This window comes from Lysobacter ciconiae, assembly GCF_015209725.1.
GTDB lineage: Bacteria > Pseudomonadota > Gammaproteobacteria > Xanthomonadales > Xanthomonadaceae > Novilysobacter > Novilysobacter ciconiae.
Map to the genome: position 1 here is coordinate 900,966 of NZ_CP063656.1, position 17,053 is coordinate 918,018.

Here is a 17,053-nt window from a genome sequence, read left to right on the forward strand (position 1 = left end):
AGGCTAGCGACGCTTTTCGGGCTGTTACAGTTGGCGAGTTGCTTGGCGAACGATCGCTCGTTGGGTTTCTGGAAGAGGCTCACGCGATTATCGATGATCTAGGCGGAGCCGAGCTTTCTTTTGAGTATTTCAGACTGCTGTCCTCATTCGTAGAGAAGTACAGTATTAGGTACGACTTGCGCGCCCCATGTAGGCTCTGCCCGTCCTTGTCAGGAGTGTTTGCAAGTATGATGCGTGATCTCCGAGCGGTGGCAAAACAAGATGATCATTTAGGAGGGCTTTATTCTGATTTCGAAGAGTCCGTATGGGACCTTAGGGGGGCATGTCTGACCGCAAAATAAAAACGGTAATACAGAAGCAAGTAAATGTTCTTGAGGCGCTCGGTGCGCTATGCCCTGGTGTGAAGGCGGGCGAGCTCGGAAGAATGTGCTCTGAAATAGGTTCTTGGCCGCATGGAGCGGTTCAGGCAGCGCTAAGAAATATTTACGGGTTTGCGTCGGACTACCCGGGAATCCGCCATGGGGGTAATCCAGCTGGTGCAATTCGCCAGATTGACATGCGGGATATGATTGCAATGTCCATCGTGTTGGTGGGATTCACACCGTACCTTCGAGACGCGTTTGATCCTGATTCCATCTTTATGGGGTCTTGAGTTTCTTCATTTATGGGTTGATCAATGACCAACTTCCAGTTCCTCCTCCCCGAGTTCAAACCGCTCTACGAGCCGGCAACAGGCGCGGAGCAACTGGTCCATTCCGATCCTCGTGCCTGCTGCATGCGCACTCGCCATGCACTGGAGCAGGCGGTGCATTGGCTGTACGCGCACGATGTCACCTTGCGTATGCCGTACGACAACAGCCTGGGCGTGCTGCTGACCCAGCCCGCGTTCGAGCAACTGTTGCCACCGCATATCCACGACAAGGCGCGGGTGATCCAGAAGCTCGGCAACCAGGCCGTGCATGCCAGCGGTCGCATCGGCAGCGGCGATGCAGTGCGGCTGGTCCGCGAGCTGTTCCACGTGCTGTATTGGCTGGCGCGTACCTACACGCGTGCCAGCGACCCCAAGAGCATCGAGGCCAGCTTCGACGACAAGCGGGTGCCGCATCTGGTGCGCGCCGACGAGGCGGTCAGCTTTACCCGCGACGAGCTGGCGAAGCAGGAAGCGCAGTTCCGCAAGGAGATCGAAGCCCAGCACGCCCAGATCGAGGCGCGCGAGGCGAGCATTGCGGAGACTGCGGCCAGCCTCGCCGAGCGGGAGGCCGCGCTGGCCGAGGTCAATGCCAAACTGGCGCAAACTCGGGCGGAACTCGCCCAAGCCAAGGCCGCCAACCTCGCCGTACCGGATACGCACAACTACCACGAGGCCGACACCCGTCGCTTCTTTATCGACGTGCTGCTGCGCGAGGCCGGCTGGGAGATCGGCAGCAACGCGGCGGTGGAGGTGCCGGTCACCGGCATGCCGAATGCGCACGGCGAGGGCTTCGTCGATTACGTTCTGTGGGGCCGGGACGGCAAGCCACTGGCGGTGGTGGAGGCCAAGCGCACCTTCAGCGACCCGGACGTGGGCCGGCAGCAGGCCAAGCTGTATGCCGATTGTCTGGAGCAGATGAAGGGCCAGCGTCCGCTGATCTTCTACACCAACGGCCACAAGACCTGGCTGTGGGACGACCGGCGCGCGCCGCCGCGTGAAGTGCAGGGTTTTTATACCCGCGAGGAGCTGGAGCTGGCGATTCAGCGCCGCAGCCTGCAGCAGGACCTGCGCGAGCTGAAGGTCAACCGGCAGATCACCGATCGCGGGTACCAGATCCGCGCGATCCGATCGATGACCGAGGCACTGGCGTCCGGCCGCCGCGCGGGACTCCTCACCATGGCCACCGGCACCGGCAAGACCCGCATGTCGATTGCACTGGTTGAACTGCTGATGCGGGGCAACTGGGTCAAGCGGGTGTTGTTCCTGGCCGACCGCGTGGCATTGGTGAACCAGGCGGCCAAGGCGTTCAAGGAGCACCTGCCGCATTCCAGCCCGGTGAATCTGGTCACCGAAAAGGACGGGCAGGGGAGGGTCTACCTGTCCACCTACCCGACCATGATGGGGCTGATCGAGCAGATGCAGGGCGACCGCCGCAAGTACGGCGTCGGCCATTTCGACCTGATCATCATCGACGAGGCCCATCGCAGCGTTTACCAGAAGTACGGCGCGATCTTCCGGTACTTCGACAGCTATCTGGTCGGCCTGACCGCAACCCCACGCGATGAGGTGGATCGCGACACCTATCACCTGTTCGGGCTGGAAACGGGGGTACCAACGGATGCCTACGGGCTGGATGAGGCGGTCGGTGACGGGTATCTGGTCCCACCCAAGGCGCACTCGGTCCCGATCAGGTTCGTGCGCGAGGGCATCCGCTACGACGAGCTGAGCGACGAGGAGAAGGAGCACTGGGAGTCGCTGGACTGGGGCGAGCACGACGAGCTGCCGGATGAGGTGCATGCCTCGCAGGTCAACAAGCAGCTGTTCAACGAAAGCACCGTCGACCTGATGCTCAAGCACCTGATGGAGCACGGGCTGAAGGTCGATGGCGGGGACACCCTGGGCAAGACCATCATCTTTGCGGTCAACCAGCGGCACGCCCAGTTCATTGCGCAGCGCTTTGACCACCATTACCCGCATTACAAGGGTGAGTTCGCGCGCGTGGTGACCCATGCGGTCACCTACGCGCAAAGCCTGATCGACGACTTCAGCATGGTCAACCGGTTGCCGCAGATCGCGATCTCGGTGGACATGCTGGACACCGGCATCGACGTGCCCGAAATCGTCAACCTGGTGTTCTTCAAAGCGGTGCGCTCGAAGGTGAAGTTCCTGCAGATGATCGGCCGCGGGACCCGGTTGCGGCCGGAGCTGTTCGGACCGGGGCAGGACAAGGCCGAGTTCTACATCTTCGACTTCTGCCAGAACTTCGAGTACTTCAACGAGCGCCCGGCTGGCGCAGTAACGAAGATGGCCGAGCCGCTCGGCAAACGGTTGTTCAAGCGCCGGCTGGAGTTGATGACAATGCTGCCGGCCGAAGCAAAGGAGAAATCCAGCGGCGCCGCTGATATTCCCGGCGGCTACGAGAGTGCCTCCGGATTGAGGCAGTCGCTCATTGATCAGCTTCATGGCGAGGTGGCGGCGATGAATCTGACCAACTTCATCGTCCGTACCGAGCTGGAGCACGTCACGCGTTTCACCGAGCGCGCGGCGTGGGACGCGATCGATGAAACGGCGGTGGTGGAGTTGCGCGAACATGTTGCGGGTCTGCCCAGCGAGCAGGAGCCGGAGCACATCACGGCGAAACTGTTCGACCTGGTCTGCGTGAACCTGCAGGTGGCGTTGATCAAGGCCACCGGGGATTTCATCACGTGGCGCGACAAGATCGTTGGCATCGCGAGCGACCTGGAAACCAAGGACACCATTCCGGCAGTGAAGGCGCAGCTTGCGTTGATTCAGGAGTTGCAGACCGAGGCGTTCTGGCAGGACATCACGCTGGCAATGATCGAGACGGTGCGCCGAAAGCTGCGGGATCTGGTGAAGTTCGTGGACCAGAAGAGCAGTACCCCCGTCTACACGGTTCTGACCGATGAGATCGGCGAGGCCAGTGAAGTCGGCTTGGACAGCTTCAGCACCGGCATCAACCTCGCCCAGTACAAGCGCAAGGTCGAGGCCTACATCCGCGCCAACGACAGCCATATCGCCATCGCCAAGCTGCGGCACAACAAGCCGTTGACGCCGACCGACCTGGAGGAGCTGGAGCGATTTGTGTACGGGGCCGAGGTTGTCGGTGGCCGCGAGGCATTCGAAAAGTATTACGGCAGCGAGCGACCGCTTACGGTGTTCATCCGCTCACTAGTGGGACTGGATCGCAACGCCGCCAAGGAGGCGTTCGCCCACTTCCTCGACGAGAACCGCTACACCGTCCAGCAGATCCGCTTCGTGGAAATGGTCATTGACCGCCTCACCCACAGCGGGGTCATGGACCCTGGGCAGCTGTACGAAGCACCGTTCACCGCGATCCACTACGAAGGTGTGGAAGGCGCATTCGGTGATGCAGACGCCAACCGGCTTTTTCAGATCGTGAATTCAATCAATCAGCGGGCAGCAGCCTGACGCGACATCTAAGGGGAGCGCATGCAAAAGCAGAAGTATTCGGTCAACCAGTACCTGGTTGAGTCGCTCCTCAATTGGGTCAAGAGTGGCGAAATCGCGATTCCGGAGATCCAGCGGCCGTTCGTGTGGACCGCGGCCCGGGTGCGGGACTTCATGGATTCGCTCTACAAGGGGTATCCGGTCGGTTACGTCATTGCGTGGCGCAACCCGGATGTCCGCACGAAGGACGGCAAAACCGCGAGCGGCAAGAAAATCCTGATTGACGGCCAGCAGCGCATAACCGCGCTGCGTGCGGCCATCCTCGGCGAGCGCGTGCTGAACAAGCACTATGAGAAGGGACGGATCACGATTGCGTTTCACCCGCTGGAGGACAAGTTCGAAGTGTCCAATCCGGCCATCGCTCGGGACGCCCAGTGGATTCCTGATATTGCGCCGCTGGTCAGTGGACACGAAGGGCTGCTGCAGGCGCACCCACGATATATGGGTGCCAACCCATCGGCCGACCCTGACAAGGTCGCGCAGGCGATGACGAACCTGACGAACATCTCCAAGCGTCAGGTGGGGATGATCGAGTTGGAGCACGACCTCGACATCGAGGAGGTGACCGAAATATTCATCCGGATCAACTCCAAGGGCGTGGTCTTGAGCCAGGCTGACTTCGCGATGTCGAAGATCGCGGCAGAGACGCGGTATGAAGGCCCCAACCTGCGCAAGGCCATCGATTACTTTTGCCACATGGCGGTCTCGCCCGAGATCCATGAGGCGGTGGTTCGGAATGACGACGAGTTCACCGACACCCATTACTACAAAAACATCCGTTGGATGAAGGATGAGACGGACGATCTGTACGACCCAAGCTACGTCGACGTCATGCGCGTTGCCTTCACGTCGGAATTCAACCGAGGCCGTCTGGCGGACCTAGTGAGCTTGCTGTCAGGACGGAATTTTGAAGCGCGTACCTATGAGGAAGAAATTGCTGCGGACTCCTTCGACCGGCTCGGTAAGAGCTTCACGAGGTTGTCGAACGAGACCAATTTCAAGCGGTTTCTCATGATTATCCGCTCTGCGGGGTTCATCCGCCCGCAGATGATCCGTTCTCGAAATGCGATCAACTTTGCTTACATCGTTTTTCTGAAGCTGCGCGCGATGGGGCATCGTCCTGAAGACATCGAGCGCTTCGTACGCCGTTGGTTCGTAATGACGGTGCTGACGGAACGATCTTCCGGTGCGTTTGAGACTCGCTTTGAGGCAGACATCAAGGCAATCGCCAGTAGAGACTTCTCAGAGGTGTTGGCCACTGTCGAGGCAGGCAGTCTCTCGGATGCTTTCTGGGACGTCTCGCTCGTTCAGAGTTTGAGCAAGAGCTCGAGTAACAGTCCGATATTTTGGGCGTTTATTGCGTCGCAGGTAAAAGCGGGTGATACGGGCTTTCTCTCCAGAGACATCCGGGTGTCGGATCTGGTCCAGCTGCGGGGCGACATTCACCACATATTTCCCAAGGATTACCTTAAGAAGAGCGGTTTCAAGCGCGGCGACTACAACCAGATTGCCAACTTTGTATACATGCAGACGGAAATTAACATTGGTGTCGGAAATAAATCGCCCGTGCAGTACTTTGGCGAGATCATGGATCAGTCCAACGGCGGGAAGCGGCGCTATGGGAATATTGCGTCCAACGAGGAGCTTTCCGACAACTTGGCGATGCATGCGATTCCCGCGTCCGTCATAGAGATGGACGCCGGTAGCTATTCATCATTCTTGGACGAACGACGTCGATTGATGGCTTCGAAGATGAGGGCCTATTACGAGAGCCTGTGATGGATTTCGTATCGCGTAGCCATCGATCGTTGAAGCCACCCGATCACCCTTCCAACGAGTGTCGAGATAGCTCCGGTTACTCGCGGCTCAATCGTGCGTTTTGCTTAGACGTCTTTTAATCTCGTCTAGACGTGGTCCAAAGAACTCGACGTCAGGAGGGCTTAAGCTCGATAGGAGTTGCTCGTAGCGACGAGCCAAAACGTCGCCCTGTCCGTCGTGTCCACCCAATGATTGTTCAAATGTCTCGATGGCCGCGCGAGCGTCATCGAAAGTTGGGAGCCACTCGTCGCTTTTAATCGACGAATTCATCCATATTTCCCGTAAGGACGTTGCCACGATTTCCTTGGATTCTTCTGGGGATGATTGGATAAGTTCGCTGAAGTGGTCATGGAGCCACACGTGCTCACTAACATCTATGAATCGGTCATCGACGTCTGTCGCATACTGGTGGCGTGCGCTCCGTCTGTACTCGTTAGAAAGTTTCCTGACTTCATTTAACAGTGCGCTCGTAAGCTTGCCGCCGTCGATTTCCCGCCGATGCGAGGCGGCATGATTTTCACATGCTTTTATCGCCGATTCCTCGTTTGTGTCGGTCAAAAGAACCTCAACGGATTCATATTCCGGTCCCGATTTCGCTTCCGCGTTGAATGAAGAATCCGCCTCCGTAGTGACGTAATAGCGGACGCCGTTCGAGTACGCCACCCACTCATCCCACGAGCTGCGAAACAAGAGGGGCCTGCGTTTGAGATATCTCCAGCGAAGCATCGCTTCCTCCGGGTTGAGATCGTCCTGCCGTTTTGGATCGACTATAGCGCAGCGGACTTACGCCCGGTTTGGGTATTGGAGGTGCGGGTGTGAGCTGATCTTTGGGCGAGTGCTGCTAATAACCGGTGCGCCCCGGGAGAGGACGCACCGAGTGACCAGAAGAATTTAGATCAGGCCCGGTCGTAGCAGGCGATCAGCTCGGCAAGTTGGTCGGTGTCACTTACGCGCCACAAAAGTGCGTCGCGCCCGTTACCGACCCGCGGCGCTTGCGCGTCGAGGTTGGAGTGACGTCGCCGCTGCGCAGGATAGCGTTCGCACGGGGCAACCGCGTTGAGGAATGGCACATCCTCGGTCCAGATGTTGATGCACTGGACGTCGCGCTGGATCGCCAGGTGGCGGCCGAGCGATGTTTGAAACCCCGCAACTTTCTTGCTGCCGTCTTTGATGCGCCCGAGCTTGGATGCGAGCAGGGCTTCGGCCTGGGCGACTGTTTTGGATGAAGGCGCGGTTGACCGTGGACTGGTCGAAGCGCTGGGTGCAAGGGTCGTTGCCGGTGGCGGGGGCACGGGTGGCTGCGCCGGCTCGGTGGGGGTGGGCGGCTGGTCCGGGGACGACTCGTTTGTTGCAAAGGCTGTCACCGAGCGTGTCAGCTGCAGGAGCGCGGCATCAATCAGTTCCGGGTTGGTCTTGGTCGAAAGCGCCTCACGCTGTTTGGTGCCCAGAAAATACGAGATGCGTTCGGCATTGGCGCCGGACGGGTGGGGTAGGCCAGCCAATACCCTTTGTGCATCCAGTTGTCCGCGTGCGACGCAATCGTCCAACACGGCGGATGGCTCTTTTCCGAGCGGCACCCAAAACGCGTCCTTCAGCAAGGCGACTTCTTCATCCAGCCAACGACGCGACATTTCCCGCAGCGCCGGAGTGGTACGGATCGACGGCGACCCTGAATAGTCCTTGCCATTCACAAACACCGGATAGCGCAACGCGGAGGTGAAGTGCACCAGGTCGGTCCGGGTGTCGAACAACCGGGCACAGCTCTCGATGCCAAGCACCGCATGCAGCCCGATGCGATCCAGCATGGCAATCAGGTTGTTGCGCATGGGCCCGGAAAAGCTGGCGGTTTTCTTCGACAGCTCGAGAGCGTCGGCATCGCTTTTATTGGCGCGCAACGCCGTTGCCAGTTCAGTGAGTGCGTTGCGAGCCTTCTGCGCGCCGGGGGTGATTCCCAATAGAACGATCTTTGCGTCGGGGTTGATGTGATCGAAAGGCGCGTAGTGGCAGGCGAGCGGACCGTGGCGTTCGATCAGCAGCCGATCGGCCTGTGGATCGATGTTTGCAGCGTCAACAATGGTGTCGCGAAAGCGATGAATGAGTGCGTTCATATGGCCTCCTTGGAAAATATGGGGTCAGGCGGGGTGGTTGATTTGCGTAGCACTAAGCGCGGCCGCATGCGCCAGTGCCAATACGGCATAGGCCTCGCGCGCGAATGCCGCCGGATCGGGAAGATCCAAATGCAAGGCCAGTTGCTGTAGCGCCTGCGGCGGAAACTCGGCGATCACATTGCCGGGCGCTTGCGATTCGATGCCGCTATAGGCGAGCGCTTGTTCCGGACCCCACTGGAGCGCATGAGCCAATTGGTCGAGCGAGAGATCCGCGGTCTCACGCCAGTTCTGGCAGGTGGTCCCCAGTACGGCAGCGTCGGTGATCTGCGGTTGCTGGGGGCCTTGGGCGCCGAGGTGGGTGGGGGTGAAATCCTTTCGGCGGCCGAGCCACGCCAACGCGTCCTCCGCTTCGATAAAGGTCCAATAGCCGCTTTTGGTGACGGGGAGCGGATTGGCACTCTTCGGATTGGTGGCCGTGCGGACGGTTTTTTCCGATACCCCGGCGAGGGCAGCCAGTTGTTCAACCCGAATGGGTTCACCGCGATCCAGCTCCCAGCGCGCGGTCGCTGCGTTCGACAGTCGCTGAATCGCCTCTTTTTCATCGGGCGACAAGCAGTCACTTCCATCGGGCAGGGTGAAGTTTGCGGAGAGCAGTTCAACGGCGACCGCCAGCTCAGTCAAACCTTCTTCAAGCTCGTTCTGGGCGCGCGCCTTACCGTTCCACGCGAAGTCGGCCATGGTGCTGGCGACGCGCTCCAAAAAGCTGCTATCGCACTCGGACAGGGTTTGAGTGCTGCCCGTGGTGAGGAACTGGCCGACTTCTGCCACCGCCCGCACCAGGCTGGCGGCGGCTTGGGTGGCGGTATCGATCCGATCTTGGTTTGTCATAGCGGGATATCCATCTTGTCTCGGGTGGAGGTATTGTTGCGATGCCTCACCGGGATGTCAAGCGGGATATCTATCTATGCCATGGTTATCTTGCGAGCGTGTCGGAGCGCGCCCAATGTCGGGTCGTCTGCCCCCCATGGGGTTGGGGAAGCCATGCAGGACCGCGACATGTTGGTGGGAGCGAGGTTTCATCGCGCCATCCGCGCTAGGCTCCGACTCTCCCCCACAGGAGCGGCCCCATGCGCATCCCCTTCACCCTCCAGCGCCTCGACCACGTCGTCCTGCGCGTGCGCAACATCGCCGCGATGCAGGCGTTCTATTGCGACGTGCTCGGCTGCACGGTGGAGCGGCGGCAGGACGACATCGGACTGTTGCAGCTGCGCGCGGGTGATTCGCTGATCGACCTGGTCGATGTCGCCGGTGAGCTGGGTCGCCAGGGCGGTGCGACACCGGGCGCGGAGGGCCACAACATGGACCACCTGTGCGTGCAGGCGCTGCCGTTTGACCGCGCCGCCATCGAGGCGCATCTGCGCGCGCATGGCGTGGAGCTGGGCGAGTTCGGGTCGCGCTACGGCGCGTTGGGGCAGGGGCCGTCCCAGTACCTGTTTGATCCGGAAGGCAATCGGGTCGAGCTCAAGGGGCCCCCGGCGGGGTAATGCCGACCGCCTGCGGCTATGCTGCGGGCACTGCAAGTCAGCAGCGGCGTCGATCGCGACGACCGGAACCACACACGGAGAGCCGAAATGCACGGATCGATGAAGAATGTCCTGAGGAAGTTGGGAATCTTGCTCTGCTTCGGGCTGTTGTCTGCCTGCGCGGAGTCCGGTGCGCCCTCTGCGGAGGGGAGCGCGAGCGACCGCGCACCGGCGGCCGCCAAGTCGGCGGACGGGCTCAGCTTCACCATCAGTGGACCGGCGTTTGCCGAACCGGCGACGTTCGAGGTCCCCGCCGATAGCCGGGAGCTGCGCACCTATCTGTCCGACAGCATGTTCAGCCTCACCGTGTCCCCCAACGAGCGGCTGCGCTCGACGGATGGCAAGCACGTGTTGACCGGGGCGATCCTCGGCACGCAGCCGGCAGGCGTGGGCGAGTCCACCGAGGCGAGTGGCGTGACGGAGGCCACCTTCAACTTTGATACCGATGCCGGCACCGAGCGCCAGCAGGGTCCGTCGATGGCGTTCTCCTCCAACGGCGAGAAGCAGCCGATGCGCATCGTGATGGAGACCTTCGAGGATGGGAAACGCGCTGCGGGACACTTCAGCGGGAAGTTGCAGCGGCTCAACATCGACCACACGCAAGAAATCTACGATGTGGACGGCAAGTTCGACGTCGTGAATTGATACCGCTCAGCTGACGGCCGACACGCCGCCTGCCGCCTGCGCAACCCGCGCGGCGGCGGCGCGCACGCGCTGGATGTCGTCAGGCAGGCTGAGCGCGTTTTCGCAGCGTGCCAGGGCGCTGCGTGACTGTTGCAACGCCGCTTGCCGGTAGCGCGGCTGGTCCACCGTGGCCAGCATGTGCAGCACCTTCTGCAACTGGATCGCCACCTCCACGGTGGCGGCGCCGTCGCGGGCGATGGCCACGAAGAAGTCATCGAACAGTTCGTCCAGCTTCACTCCTGGCACGCGGATCCGGGGAAACCGGACTTCTTCGTCCTCGTCCAGTTCGTCGGAGTACGGCGAGGACCATTGGGCGAGGACGCGCGCGCCGCGGCTGAGGATCTCGATGGCGGTGCCGGGGTCATTGACGGCGGCGGACAGCGCGCGCGAGGCGATTTCCGCCATGACGCACAGCCCCAGCCGCGGATCCTGGTCGAAAGATCGCTCCGAGGAGATGTTGAACGCCCTGGCCAGCTTGCGCATTGTCTCTTCATCGTGGGTGCCGGTGACCGATGCGACGGGCCTGCCCGGTCCGGCGAGTTCACCGGGCAGCAGGTGGACCACCACGTGCAGGTCCGATTCTTCCGCCAGCTCCTGCAGGGCGCCCATGTCGATGTACTGGACGTAGCCGATCTTGCGCGCGGTCAGCGGCATTCCCGGCTTGTCGGTTGCATCGCTGTGCTCGTGCAGCGGCGCGCCGCCCAGGTAGGGGAGCTTGTAGCGGGCACGTATGGACTTGGTGGCTTCCTTTTCCACCCGCTCGCTGGTGGGGCCCACCCGGCCGAGCTCGAGCACGTAGTCGATCCAGCGCAGCAGGGTGATCACGATGATCACCAGCACGCCGAGCGTCACCGCGTACAGGATCACCCGTCCGCTGTCGCCGTACAGGCCGGTGTGCAGCCCAATGATGCCGACCACGCTGAAAAGAAATGAGCCCACGAAGGTCGCCAGCGCGTTCTGCGCTGTTGCATCCGCGCTCAGCAACCGCGTGGCGCGTGGGGTGACGTTGTTGGTCGAGGACGCGAACGCCGCGACCATCGTGCTCAATGAGAAAATCGTCACCGCCAGCATGCTGCTGGCGATGATGTTGAGCAGGCTGCCGACCGCCGTCGCGCCGATTTGGGTCGTCACCTCCGGCGGGATGAAACGCTTGAGCACGATCGCCGCCAGCGCGGTTACGACCCCCAGCAGGGAGAACGCCGTGGCCCGCAGCCACATCTGGCGCGAGAGCTGCAGGACCAGCCATTGCAGGCGCGAGAACATGTTCAGTCGCCTCCGCCGGACACGGGTGCCGGCTCAGCATTGGCGCGGGCGATGGCGGCGCTCAACGCAGCAACACCAGCGTCGCCAGGCCCAGGAAGCTCAGGAAACCCATTACGTCGGTGATGGTGGTCAGCACGACGCCACCGGCCAGGGCGGGGTCAAAGCCCATGCGCTTGAGTGTCACCGGCACCATCACGCCGCCGGCGGCGGCGGTGAGCAGGTTGATGGTCAGCGCGGTACCGATCACCGCCGACAGCAGCGGGTCGTGGAACCACAGCAGCACGATCAGGCCCAGGCCAATGCCCAGGCAGACGCCGTTGATCAGCGCCACGCGCAGCTCCTTGCGCAGCAGTGCGCCGATGTTGGACGAGCCGATCTGGTCCAGCGCCAGCGCCCGGATCATCAGCGCGAGTACCTGGGTGCCGGCATTGCCTCCCATGCCCGCGACGATCGGCATCAGGATCGCCAGCGCCACGATCTTGTCGATGGAGCCCTCGAACTGGCCGATGACACCGGCGGCCAGGAACGCGGTGCACAGGTTGACCCCCAGCCACACCAACCGGCGCCGGAACGCACGCCGGGCGGGGCTGAACATGTCCTCGTCCTCGGCCAGGCCGGCGGCGCTGAGCGCCTGGTGTTCGGCGCGGTCGCGGATGATGTCGACCACGTCGTCGATCGTGATCCGTCCCAGCAGGGTGTGGTTGTTGTCGACCACCGGCGCGCTGAGCCAGTCGTGGTCGGAGAACTGGCGCGCGACCTCGTCGTTGGAGTCCTCCACGTCGAACGCGGGTTGCTCCGAGTCCAGCAGCCGGTTGATCGGCGTGGCGGGGTCGTGGGTCAGCAGGGTGGCCAGGCCCAGGCGGCCGCGGTACTGGTGGCGCCGGCTGACCACGTACAGGTAATCGGTGTGCTCGGGCAGCTCGCCGCGCAGGCGCAGGAAGCGCAGCACCACGTCCACGGTGGCGTCGGCGCGCACGGTGACCACGTCGGGGTTCATCAGTCGCCCCGCGGTGCCCTCCGGGTAGGACAGCGCCTGCTCGAGGCGCTCGCGGTGCTCGCGGTCCATCGACTTGAGCACCTCGTCCAGCACGGTGCCGGGCAGGTCGCCGACCAGATCGGCCAGGTCGTCGATGTCCAGGTCCTCGACCGCGGCGAGGATCTCGTCGGCGTCCATGTCGGCCAGCAGGCTTTCGCGGACATCATCGCCGACATGCAGCAGCACCTCGCCGTCGTCTTCCGGATCGACCAGGCCCCACACCACGACGCGCTCGTCCAATGGCAGGGATTCGAGCAGGTTGCCGATTTCCGCCGGAGACAATGTGTTGACCAGGCGCCGGATCGGGCCCAGTCGACCGCTGTCGAGCGCGTCCGCCAGCAGGCGCAACTGGTGCGACGTCTTGTCCAGGCGGACGGTCTCGGCCATGCGTGCTCCTTGTGCGGAAGCCGCATCCGAGGTGGATGCGATCAGTGTTCTGGGTCGTGTCCGATTATCCGCGCTGCGGCCGGCGCTGCACAGCCGCGGGTGCTTCATGGTATTGGTATGCCGCTTTCACCACCGGACATCCACCATGACCCCACGCTCCATCTTCGTTGCGACATCCCTGGCACTGGTTGTTGGTCTGGCCGCCTGCAGCGCGCCAGCCACGCCCGAGCAGCTGCCGTTTTTCGAGCCGGGCGTGGAGTTCACCGTCAACCAGGTGGGCACCGGATGCACGGCCGACGGCGCGTACCGGGCGAAGGTCAGCTGGGACGTCCCACCGTCGATGTCGTCCAAGATCGAGGTCCAGGTCGGCGATGACCGCTCGGGCGTCTTTGCCCGCAGCAACGATGCCACCGGCAGCGAAGAGACCGGCGACTGGGTCCGCGACGGCACGCTGTTCGTGATGGTCGACCGCGATTCGAAGATGGTGCTGGCGGCATTGAAGGCCGGTGCGGGCAACTGCACGGCGCCGGCGGTGGAGACGGCCGGCGACTGACGCGTGACCGGCCCGCGACAGCCCGCGCCTGTCGGGGTGCGTGACCGGAACCTAGCTGGCGAGCTGGCGCTGCATCCACTGCTCGATCTGGGCGCGGTCGCGGGCGCGCATCAATGACGGCGCGCTGGCCCGCAGCGCGTGCACGTCGCAGGAGCGGATCGTCCGGCGCACTTCCAGCAGGCTGCTGGGGTGCACGCTGAATTCCTCCAGCCCGAGCGCCAGCAACAGCGGACTGAAGCGCGCGTCGCCGGCGATCTCGCCGCACACCGATGCCGGGATCGCGTGCTTCTTCGCCAGCAGCAGCACGTCACGCATCACCCGCAGCACGGCCGGATGGAGCAGGGTGTGCAGCTCGCCGAGCGCATCGTTGTTGCGGTCGGCGGCCAGCAAATACTGGATCAGGTCGTTGGTGCCGATGGCGACGAAATCGATGTCGCTGATGAAGCCCGACAGGGCGATCGCCGCGGCGGGCACCTCGATCATCGTGCCCAGCGCAACGTGCGGCGCGATCTCATGGCCCTCGCGGCGCAGCTCGGCGGCGATGCGGTCCAGCTCCGCGCGCACGGCGCGGACTTCCTCGCGCATGGTCACCATCGGCAGCAGGATGCGCACGGGTCCGTAGCCGGAGGCGCGCAGGATCGCGCGCAGCTGCGTTTCCAGCAGGCCGGTGCGCGCCAGTGACAGGCGGATGCCGCGCATGCCCATCGCCGGGTTGGGTTCATCACGCAGGGCCAGGCCGGTGCGGTCGGCCTTGTCCGCGCCCAGGTCCAGGGTGCGGATGGTGACCGGGCGACCGCTCATGCCCAGCACGAGATCGCGGTAGGCTTGGAACTGCTCCTGTTCCTCGGGCAGGTCGTTGCTGCGCAGGAACAGGAATTCGGTGCGGTACAGGCCGATGCCGGTCGCGCCCAATGCGTGGGCCTCGGCCACGCCCTCGCGCGATTCGGCGTTGGCGTGCACCTGGATGCTGACGTCGTCGCGGCTGCGGTTGGGCTGGCGGCGCAGGCGGTTGAGTTCGCGCTGGTCGCGCGATTGCGCGCGCAGCTGCGCCCGGTGGGTGCGCAGGTCCGGCGCGCGCGGCTCGATCACAACGGTGCCGGCGCCGCCGTCCACGATCAGCGCATCGCCGTCGTTGACCCGCTGCAGCAGCCCGGGCACGCCCACCACCATCGGCAGGTGCAGGCTGCGCGCAAGGATCGCGCTGTGCGAGAGCGCACTGCCGGAGGACGTCACGATGGCGACCACCCCCTGCTGCTGCAGCTGGGCCAGCTCGGCCGGGGCGACGTTGTCGGTGACCAGGACTTCGCCGGCCACGCCGGTGGTGTCATCCAGGCGCCGATGCAGGCTGGCGTGGACGCGTGCGATGACCTGGTCGATGTCATCCATGCGGCTGCGGAAGTAGTCATCGTCCATGCGCGCGAACACCGCCGCGATGCGGTCGCGTTGCTGGCGCAGGGCGTAGTCGGCGCTGCTGTGGTCGGTGCGGATCAACTCGTCCAGGCCGTGCAGCAGCTCGGGGTCATCGAGCAACAGGGCGTGCAGGTCAAGGAACTCGCCGACCTCATGGGCCAGCGCGCCCTGGAGGCGGTCGCGCATGGCGTGCATCTCGGTGCGGACGCGGTCGATGGCGTCATGCAGGCGCGCCAGCTCGGCATCCACGTCCGCCGGATCGATGTACTCGGCGACCACGTCGACCACATGCGGCAGGCGCACCCGCGCGCGCCCCAGGGCGCTGCCACGCGATGCCGCCAGTCCGGACAGTTCCTGCCGCATGCCGGGTCACTGGTCCTCGTCGAAGCTGCGCTCGAACAGCGCTGCCACCGCGTCGGCGACCCTGGCTTCGTCCTCGCCTTCCACCCGGAGGCGGATCTGGGTGCCCTGACCGGCAGCCAGCAGCATGACGCCCATGATGCTCTTGGCGTTCACTTCGCGACCCTTGGCGATCAGGGTCGCGCTGGATCGGTAGCCCGACAGCAGCTGGACCAGCTTGGCGGTCGCGCGCGCGTGCAGGCCGAGGCGGTTGGAGACGGTCAAATCGCGTTCGATCATGGCAGTGGTCCGGTAACCGTCTTCAAGAAAAGCTTGCAGGGAGGGGAACTCATGTGTCGTCCAGACGAACCCCGTTGCGGGCACCGGCGGCGGCGACCGCCGGCAGTTCGTCCAGCCCCAGCTCGGCGTAGTTCAGCACCCGTAGCAGCATCGGCAGGCTGAGTCCTGACACCCGGTGGACGCGGGTGCCCAGGCCGGCCAGCGCAGCGCCCAGGTTGCTGGGCGTCGCGCCGTACATGTCGGTCAGCACCAGCACGCCGTCACCGTCGTCCGCCCGGCGCAGGGCCGCGCTGGCCTGCGGCAACACCGCATCGGGATGGCCGTCGAAGCCGACCTCCAGCACCTCCACCCGCAACGGCATGGGTTTGAGCAGGCCCGACGCCACCGCAAGGATGGCGCTGCCGATACCTTCGTGGGTGAGCAGGAGAATACCGACAGACATGCGACAAAGTTAACAGACGCCGGTCAGGTGCCGGTAACCGGCGTGCCGGTCCGGGCAGCTAGTCGATTTCGCGGTGGTGCACGGCGACCTCGTCCCAGCCCTGTTCGCGCGCGGCCCGGGCCATGCGCTCGGCCAGGTACACCGAGCGGTGGCGCCCGCCGGTGCAGCCGAAGGCGACGGTGATGTAGCTGCGGCTGGTGTCGGTGTGCAGGCGCGGCAGCCAGGTTTCCAGCAGCGCGCCGACCTGGTCGGCGAACTCGTTCACCAGCGGCTGGTTGGCGAAGAACTCCGCGACCGGCGCATCGCGTCCGGACAACGGTCGCAGGCCCGGATCCCAGTGCGGATTGGGCAGGCAGCGCGCGTCGAACACGAAATCCGCATCCGCCGGCACGCCGTGGCGGTAGGCGAAGGACTCGAACAGCAGCGATACCGTGCTGGTATCGCCCAGCGCGAAGCGGGTGATGATGTACCGGCGCATCTGGTGGACGTTGAGCTCGCTGGTGTCGAGCTGGGAGTCGGCCAGCTGGCGCAGCGGCCGCAGTACCTGACGCTCCAGCGCGATCGCGTCGGCCAGCGCCAGACCCAGGTGGCTGAGCGGGTGGCGACGGCGGGTGTCGGCGTAGCGCTTGATCAGGATGTCGTCGCGGGTGTCCAGGAAGATCACCCGCGGATCCATGCCCAGCTTGCCGACCTCGGCCAGCCAGCCCGGGATGCTCGCCAGGTCGCGGTGGCTGGTGCGTACGTCGATCCCCACCGCCAGCTTGGCCGTCTCGGTCTCGGCGAGGTTGGCAGTGGCGGCGCGGACGAAGGCCGGCAGCAGCTCGGCGGGCAGGTTGTCGACGCAGTAGTAGCCCAGGTCCTCGAAGGTCTTCAGGGCGACGGATTTGCCTGAACCTGACATGCCGCTGACGATGATGAGCGCGGCGTCGGAGAGCGGCTTCTCATGGGTG

Annotated in this window: 14 protein-coding genes; 5 read left to right on the forward strand and 9 right to left on the reverse strand. The window is 63.6% G+C overall.

Annotated features, from left to right (window positions below; genetic code table 11):
• The first annotated feature begins 676 nt into the window (after nucleotides 1-676).
• Nucleotides 677-4,141: a DEAD/DEAH box helicase family protein gene (locus INQ41_RS04115; RefSeq protein ID WP_193986461.1), complete on the forward strand. Its 3,465-nt coding sequence runs from the start codon at nucleotides 677-679 to the stop codon at nucleotides 4,139-4,141.
• A 21-nt stretch (nucleotides 4,142-4,162) separates the two neighbouring features.
• Nucleotides 4,163-5,959: a GmrSD restriction endonuclease domain-containing protein gene (locus tag INQ41_RS04120; RefSeq protein ID WP_193986463.1), complete on the forward strand. Its 1,797-nt coding sequence runs from the start codon at nucleotides 4,163-4,165 to the stop codon at nucleotides 5,957-5,959.
• Between the two features lie 87 nt (nucleotides 5,960-6,046).
• Here INQ41_RS04120 and INQ41_RS04125 read toward each other — a convergent pair whose 3' ends face one another.
• The 3 genes from INQ41_RS04125 to INQ41_RS04135 form a co-directional block, all read right to left on the reverse strand.
• On the reverse strand, nucleotides 6,047-6,661 hold the full coding sequence (locus tag INQ41_RS04125) for a hypothetical protein (RefSeq protein WP_193986465.1): 615 nt from the start codon (nucleotides 6,659-6,661) through the stop codon (nucleotides 6,047-6,049).
• 233 nt (nucleotides 6,662-6,894) lie between these two features.
• Nucleotides 6,895-8,106 (reverse strand): uracil-DNA glycosylase family protein, encoded by a 1,212-nt coding sequence (locus INQ41_RS04130; RefSeq protein WP_193986467.1) that lies wholly within the window; start codon nucleotides 8,104-8,106, stop codon nucleotides 6,895-6,897.
• A gap of 24 nt (nucleotides 8,107-8,130) precedes the next feature.
• Complete coding sequence (locus tag INQ41_RS04135) at nucleotides 8,131-8,994, reverse strand: hypothetical protein (RefSeq protein ID WP_193986469.1); 864 nt, start codon at nucleotides 8,992-8,994, stop codon at nucleotides 8,131-8,133.
• Between the two features lie 239 nt (nucleotides 8,995-9,233).
• Between INQ41_RS04135 and INQ41_RS04140 the strand changes: the two genes are divergently transcribed.
• Both INQ41_RS04140 and INQ41_RS04145 read left to right on the forward strand, forming a co-directional pair.
• A complete protein-coding gene (locus tag INQ41_RS04140) occupies nucleotides 9,234-9,650 on the forward strand; it encodes a VOC family protein (protein ID WP_193986470.1) in 417 nt (138 codons plus the stop codon).
• Between the two features lie 18 nt (nucleotides 9,651-9,668).
• The gene (locus INQ41_RS04145) at nucleotides 9,669-10,334 is read left to right on the forward strand and encodes a hypothetical protein (protein ID WP_193986472.1); all 666 of its coding nucleotides are present in this window, start codon (nucleotides 9,669-9,671) and stop codon (nucleotides 10,332-10,334) included.
• Between the two features lie 6 nt (nucleotides 10,335-10,340).
• Here INQ41_RS04145 and INQ41_RS04150 read toward each other — a convergent pair whose 3' ends face one another.
• The gene (locus tag INQ41_RS04150) at nucleotides 10,341-11,636 is read right to left on the reverse strand and encodes a DUF2254 domain-containing protein (protein WP_193986474.1); all 1,296 of its coding nucleotides are present in this window, start codon (nucleotides 11,634-11,636) and stop codon (nucleotides 10,341-10,343) included.
• Nucleotides 11,637-11,697: 61 nt separating this feature from the next.
• Nucleotides 11,698-13,059 carry a magnesium transporter gene (gene mgtE, locus INQ41_RS04155; RefSeq protein ID WP_193986476.1) on the reverse strand — a complete coding sequence of 454 codons (1,362 nt, stop codon included), beginning with the start codon at nucleotides 13,057-13,059 and terminating at the stop codon, nucleotides 11,698-11,700.
• 145 nt (nucleotides 13,060-13,204) lie between these two features.
• Between mgtE and INQ41_RS04160 the strand changes: the two genes are divergently transcribed.
• A complete protein-coding gene (locus tag INQ41_RS04160; protein ID WP_193986477.1) occupies nucleotides 13,205-13,612 on the forward strand; it encodes a hypothetical protein in 408 nt (135 codons plus the stop codon).
• A 51-nt stretch (nucleotides 13,613-13,663) separates the two neighbouring features.
• Here INQ41_RS04160 and ptsP read toward each other — a convergent pair whose 3' ends face one another.
• The 4 genes from ptsP to rapZ are packed head-to-tail and all read right to left on the reverse strand — an operon-like array spanning nucleotide 13,664 to nucleotide 17,004.
• Nucleotides 13,664-15,385 (reverse strand): phosphoenolpyruvate--protein phosphotransferase, encoded by a 1,722-nt coding sequence (gene ptsP / locus INQ41_RS04165; RefSeq protein WP_193986479.1) that lies wholly within the window; start codon nucleotides 15,383-15,385, stop codon nucleotides 13,664-13,666.
• 6 nt (nucleotides 15,386-15,391) lie between these two features.
• The gene (locus INQ41_RS04170; protein ID WP_193986481.1) at nucleotides 15,392-15,661 is read right to left on the reverse strand and encodes an HPr family phosphocarrier protein; all 270 of its coding nucleotides are present in this window, start codon (nucleotides 15,659-15,661) and stop codon (nucleotides 15,392-15,394) included.
• Nucleotides 15,662-15,710: 49 nt separating this feature from the next.
• Entirely contained in the window at nucleotides 15,711-16,103 is a 393-nt protein-coding gene (locus INQ41_RS04175; RefSeq protein WP_193986483.1) for a PTS sugar transporter subunit IIA, read from the reverse strand.
• Nucleotides 16,104-16,161: 58 nt separating this feature from the next.
• Nucleotides 16,162-17,004, reverse strand: coding sequence for an RNase adapter RapZ (gene rapZ, locus INQ41_RS04180; RefSeq protein WP_248285365.1), 843 nt, complete (start codon nucleotides 17,002-17,004; stop codon nucleotides 16,162-16,164).
• Between the last annotated feature and the right edge of the window lie 49 nt (nucleotides 17,005-17,053).

What these genes read in the sequence shown, in the direction of transcription:
- mgtE (WP_193986476.1), bottom strand. Translation starts at nt 13,059, where the DNA reads ATGGCCGAGACCGTCCGCCTGGACAAGACGTCGCACCAGTTGCGCCTG.
- INQ41_RS04160 (WP_193986477.1), top strand. Translation starts at nt 13,205, where the DNA reads ATGACCCCACGCTCCATCTTCGTTGCGACATCCCTGGCACTGGTTGTT.
- INQ41_RS04140 (WP_193986470.1), top strand. Translation starts at nt 9,234, where the DNA reads ATGCGCATCCCCTTCACCCTCCAGCGCCTCGACCACGTCGTCCTGCGC.
- INQ41_RS04150 (WP_193986474.1), bottom strand. Translation starts at nt 11,636, where the DNA reads ATGTTCTCGCGCCTGCAATGGCTGGTCCTGCAGCTCTCGCGCCAGATG.
- ptsP (WP_193986479.1), bottom strand. Translation starts at nt 15,385, where the DNA reads ATGCGGCAGGAACTGTCCGGACTGGCGGCATCGCGTGGCAGCGCCCTG.
- INQ41_RS04130 (WP_193986467.1), bottom strand. Translation starts at nt 8,106, where the DNA reads ATGAACGCACTCATTCATCGCTTTCGCGACACCATTGTTGACGCTGCA.
- INQ41_RS04170 (WP_193986481.1), bottom strand. Translation starts at nt 15,661, where the DNA reads ATGATCGAACGCGATTTGACCGTCTCCAACCGCCTCGGCCTGCACGCG.
- INQ41_RS04175 (WP_193986483.1), bottom strand. Translation starts at nt 16,103, where the DNA reads ATGTCTGTCGGTATTCTCCTGCTCACCCACGAAGGTATCGGCAGCGCC.
- INQ41_RS04145 (WP_193986472.1), top strand. Translation starts at nt 9,669, where the DNA reads ATGCTGCGGGCACTGCAAGTCAGCAGCGGCGTCGATCGCGACGACCGG.
- INQ41_RS04135 (WP_193986469.1), bottom strand. Translation starts at nt 8,994, where the DNA reads ATGACAAACCAAGATCGGATCGATACCGCCACCCAAGCCGCCGCCAGC.
- INQ41_RS04115 (WP_193986461.1), top strand. Translation starts at nt 677, where the DNA reads ATGACCAACTTCCAGTTCCTCCTCCCCGAGTTCAAACCGCTCTACGAG.
- rapZ (WP_248285365.1), bottom strand. Translation starts at nt 17,004, where the DNA reads ATGTCAGGTTCAGGCAAATCCGTCGCCCTGAAGACCTTCGAGGACCTG.
- INQ41_RS04120 (WP_193986463.1), top strand. Translation starts at nt 4,163, where the DNA reads ATGCAAAAGCAGAAGTATTCGGTCAACCAGTACCTGGTTGAGTCGCTC.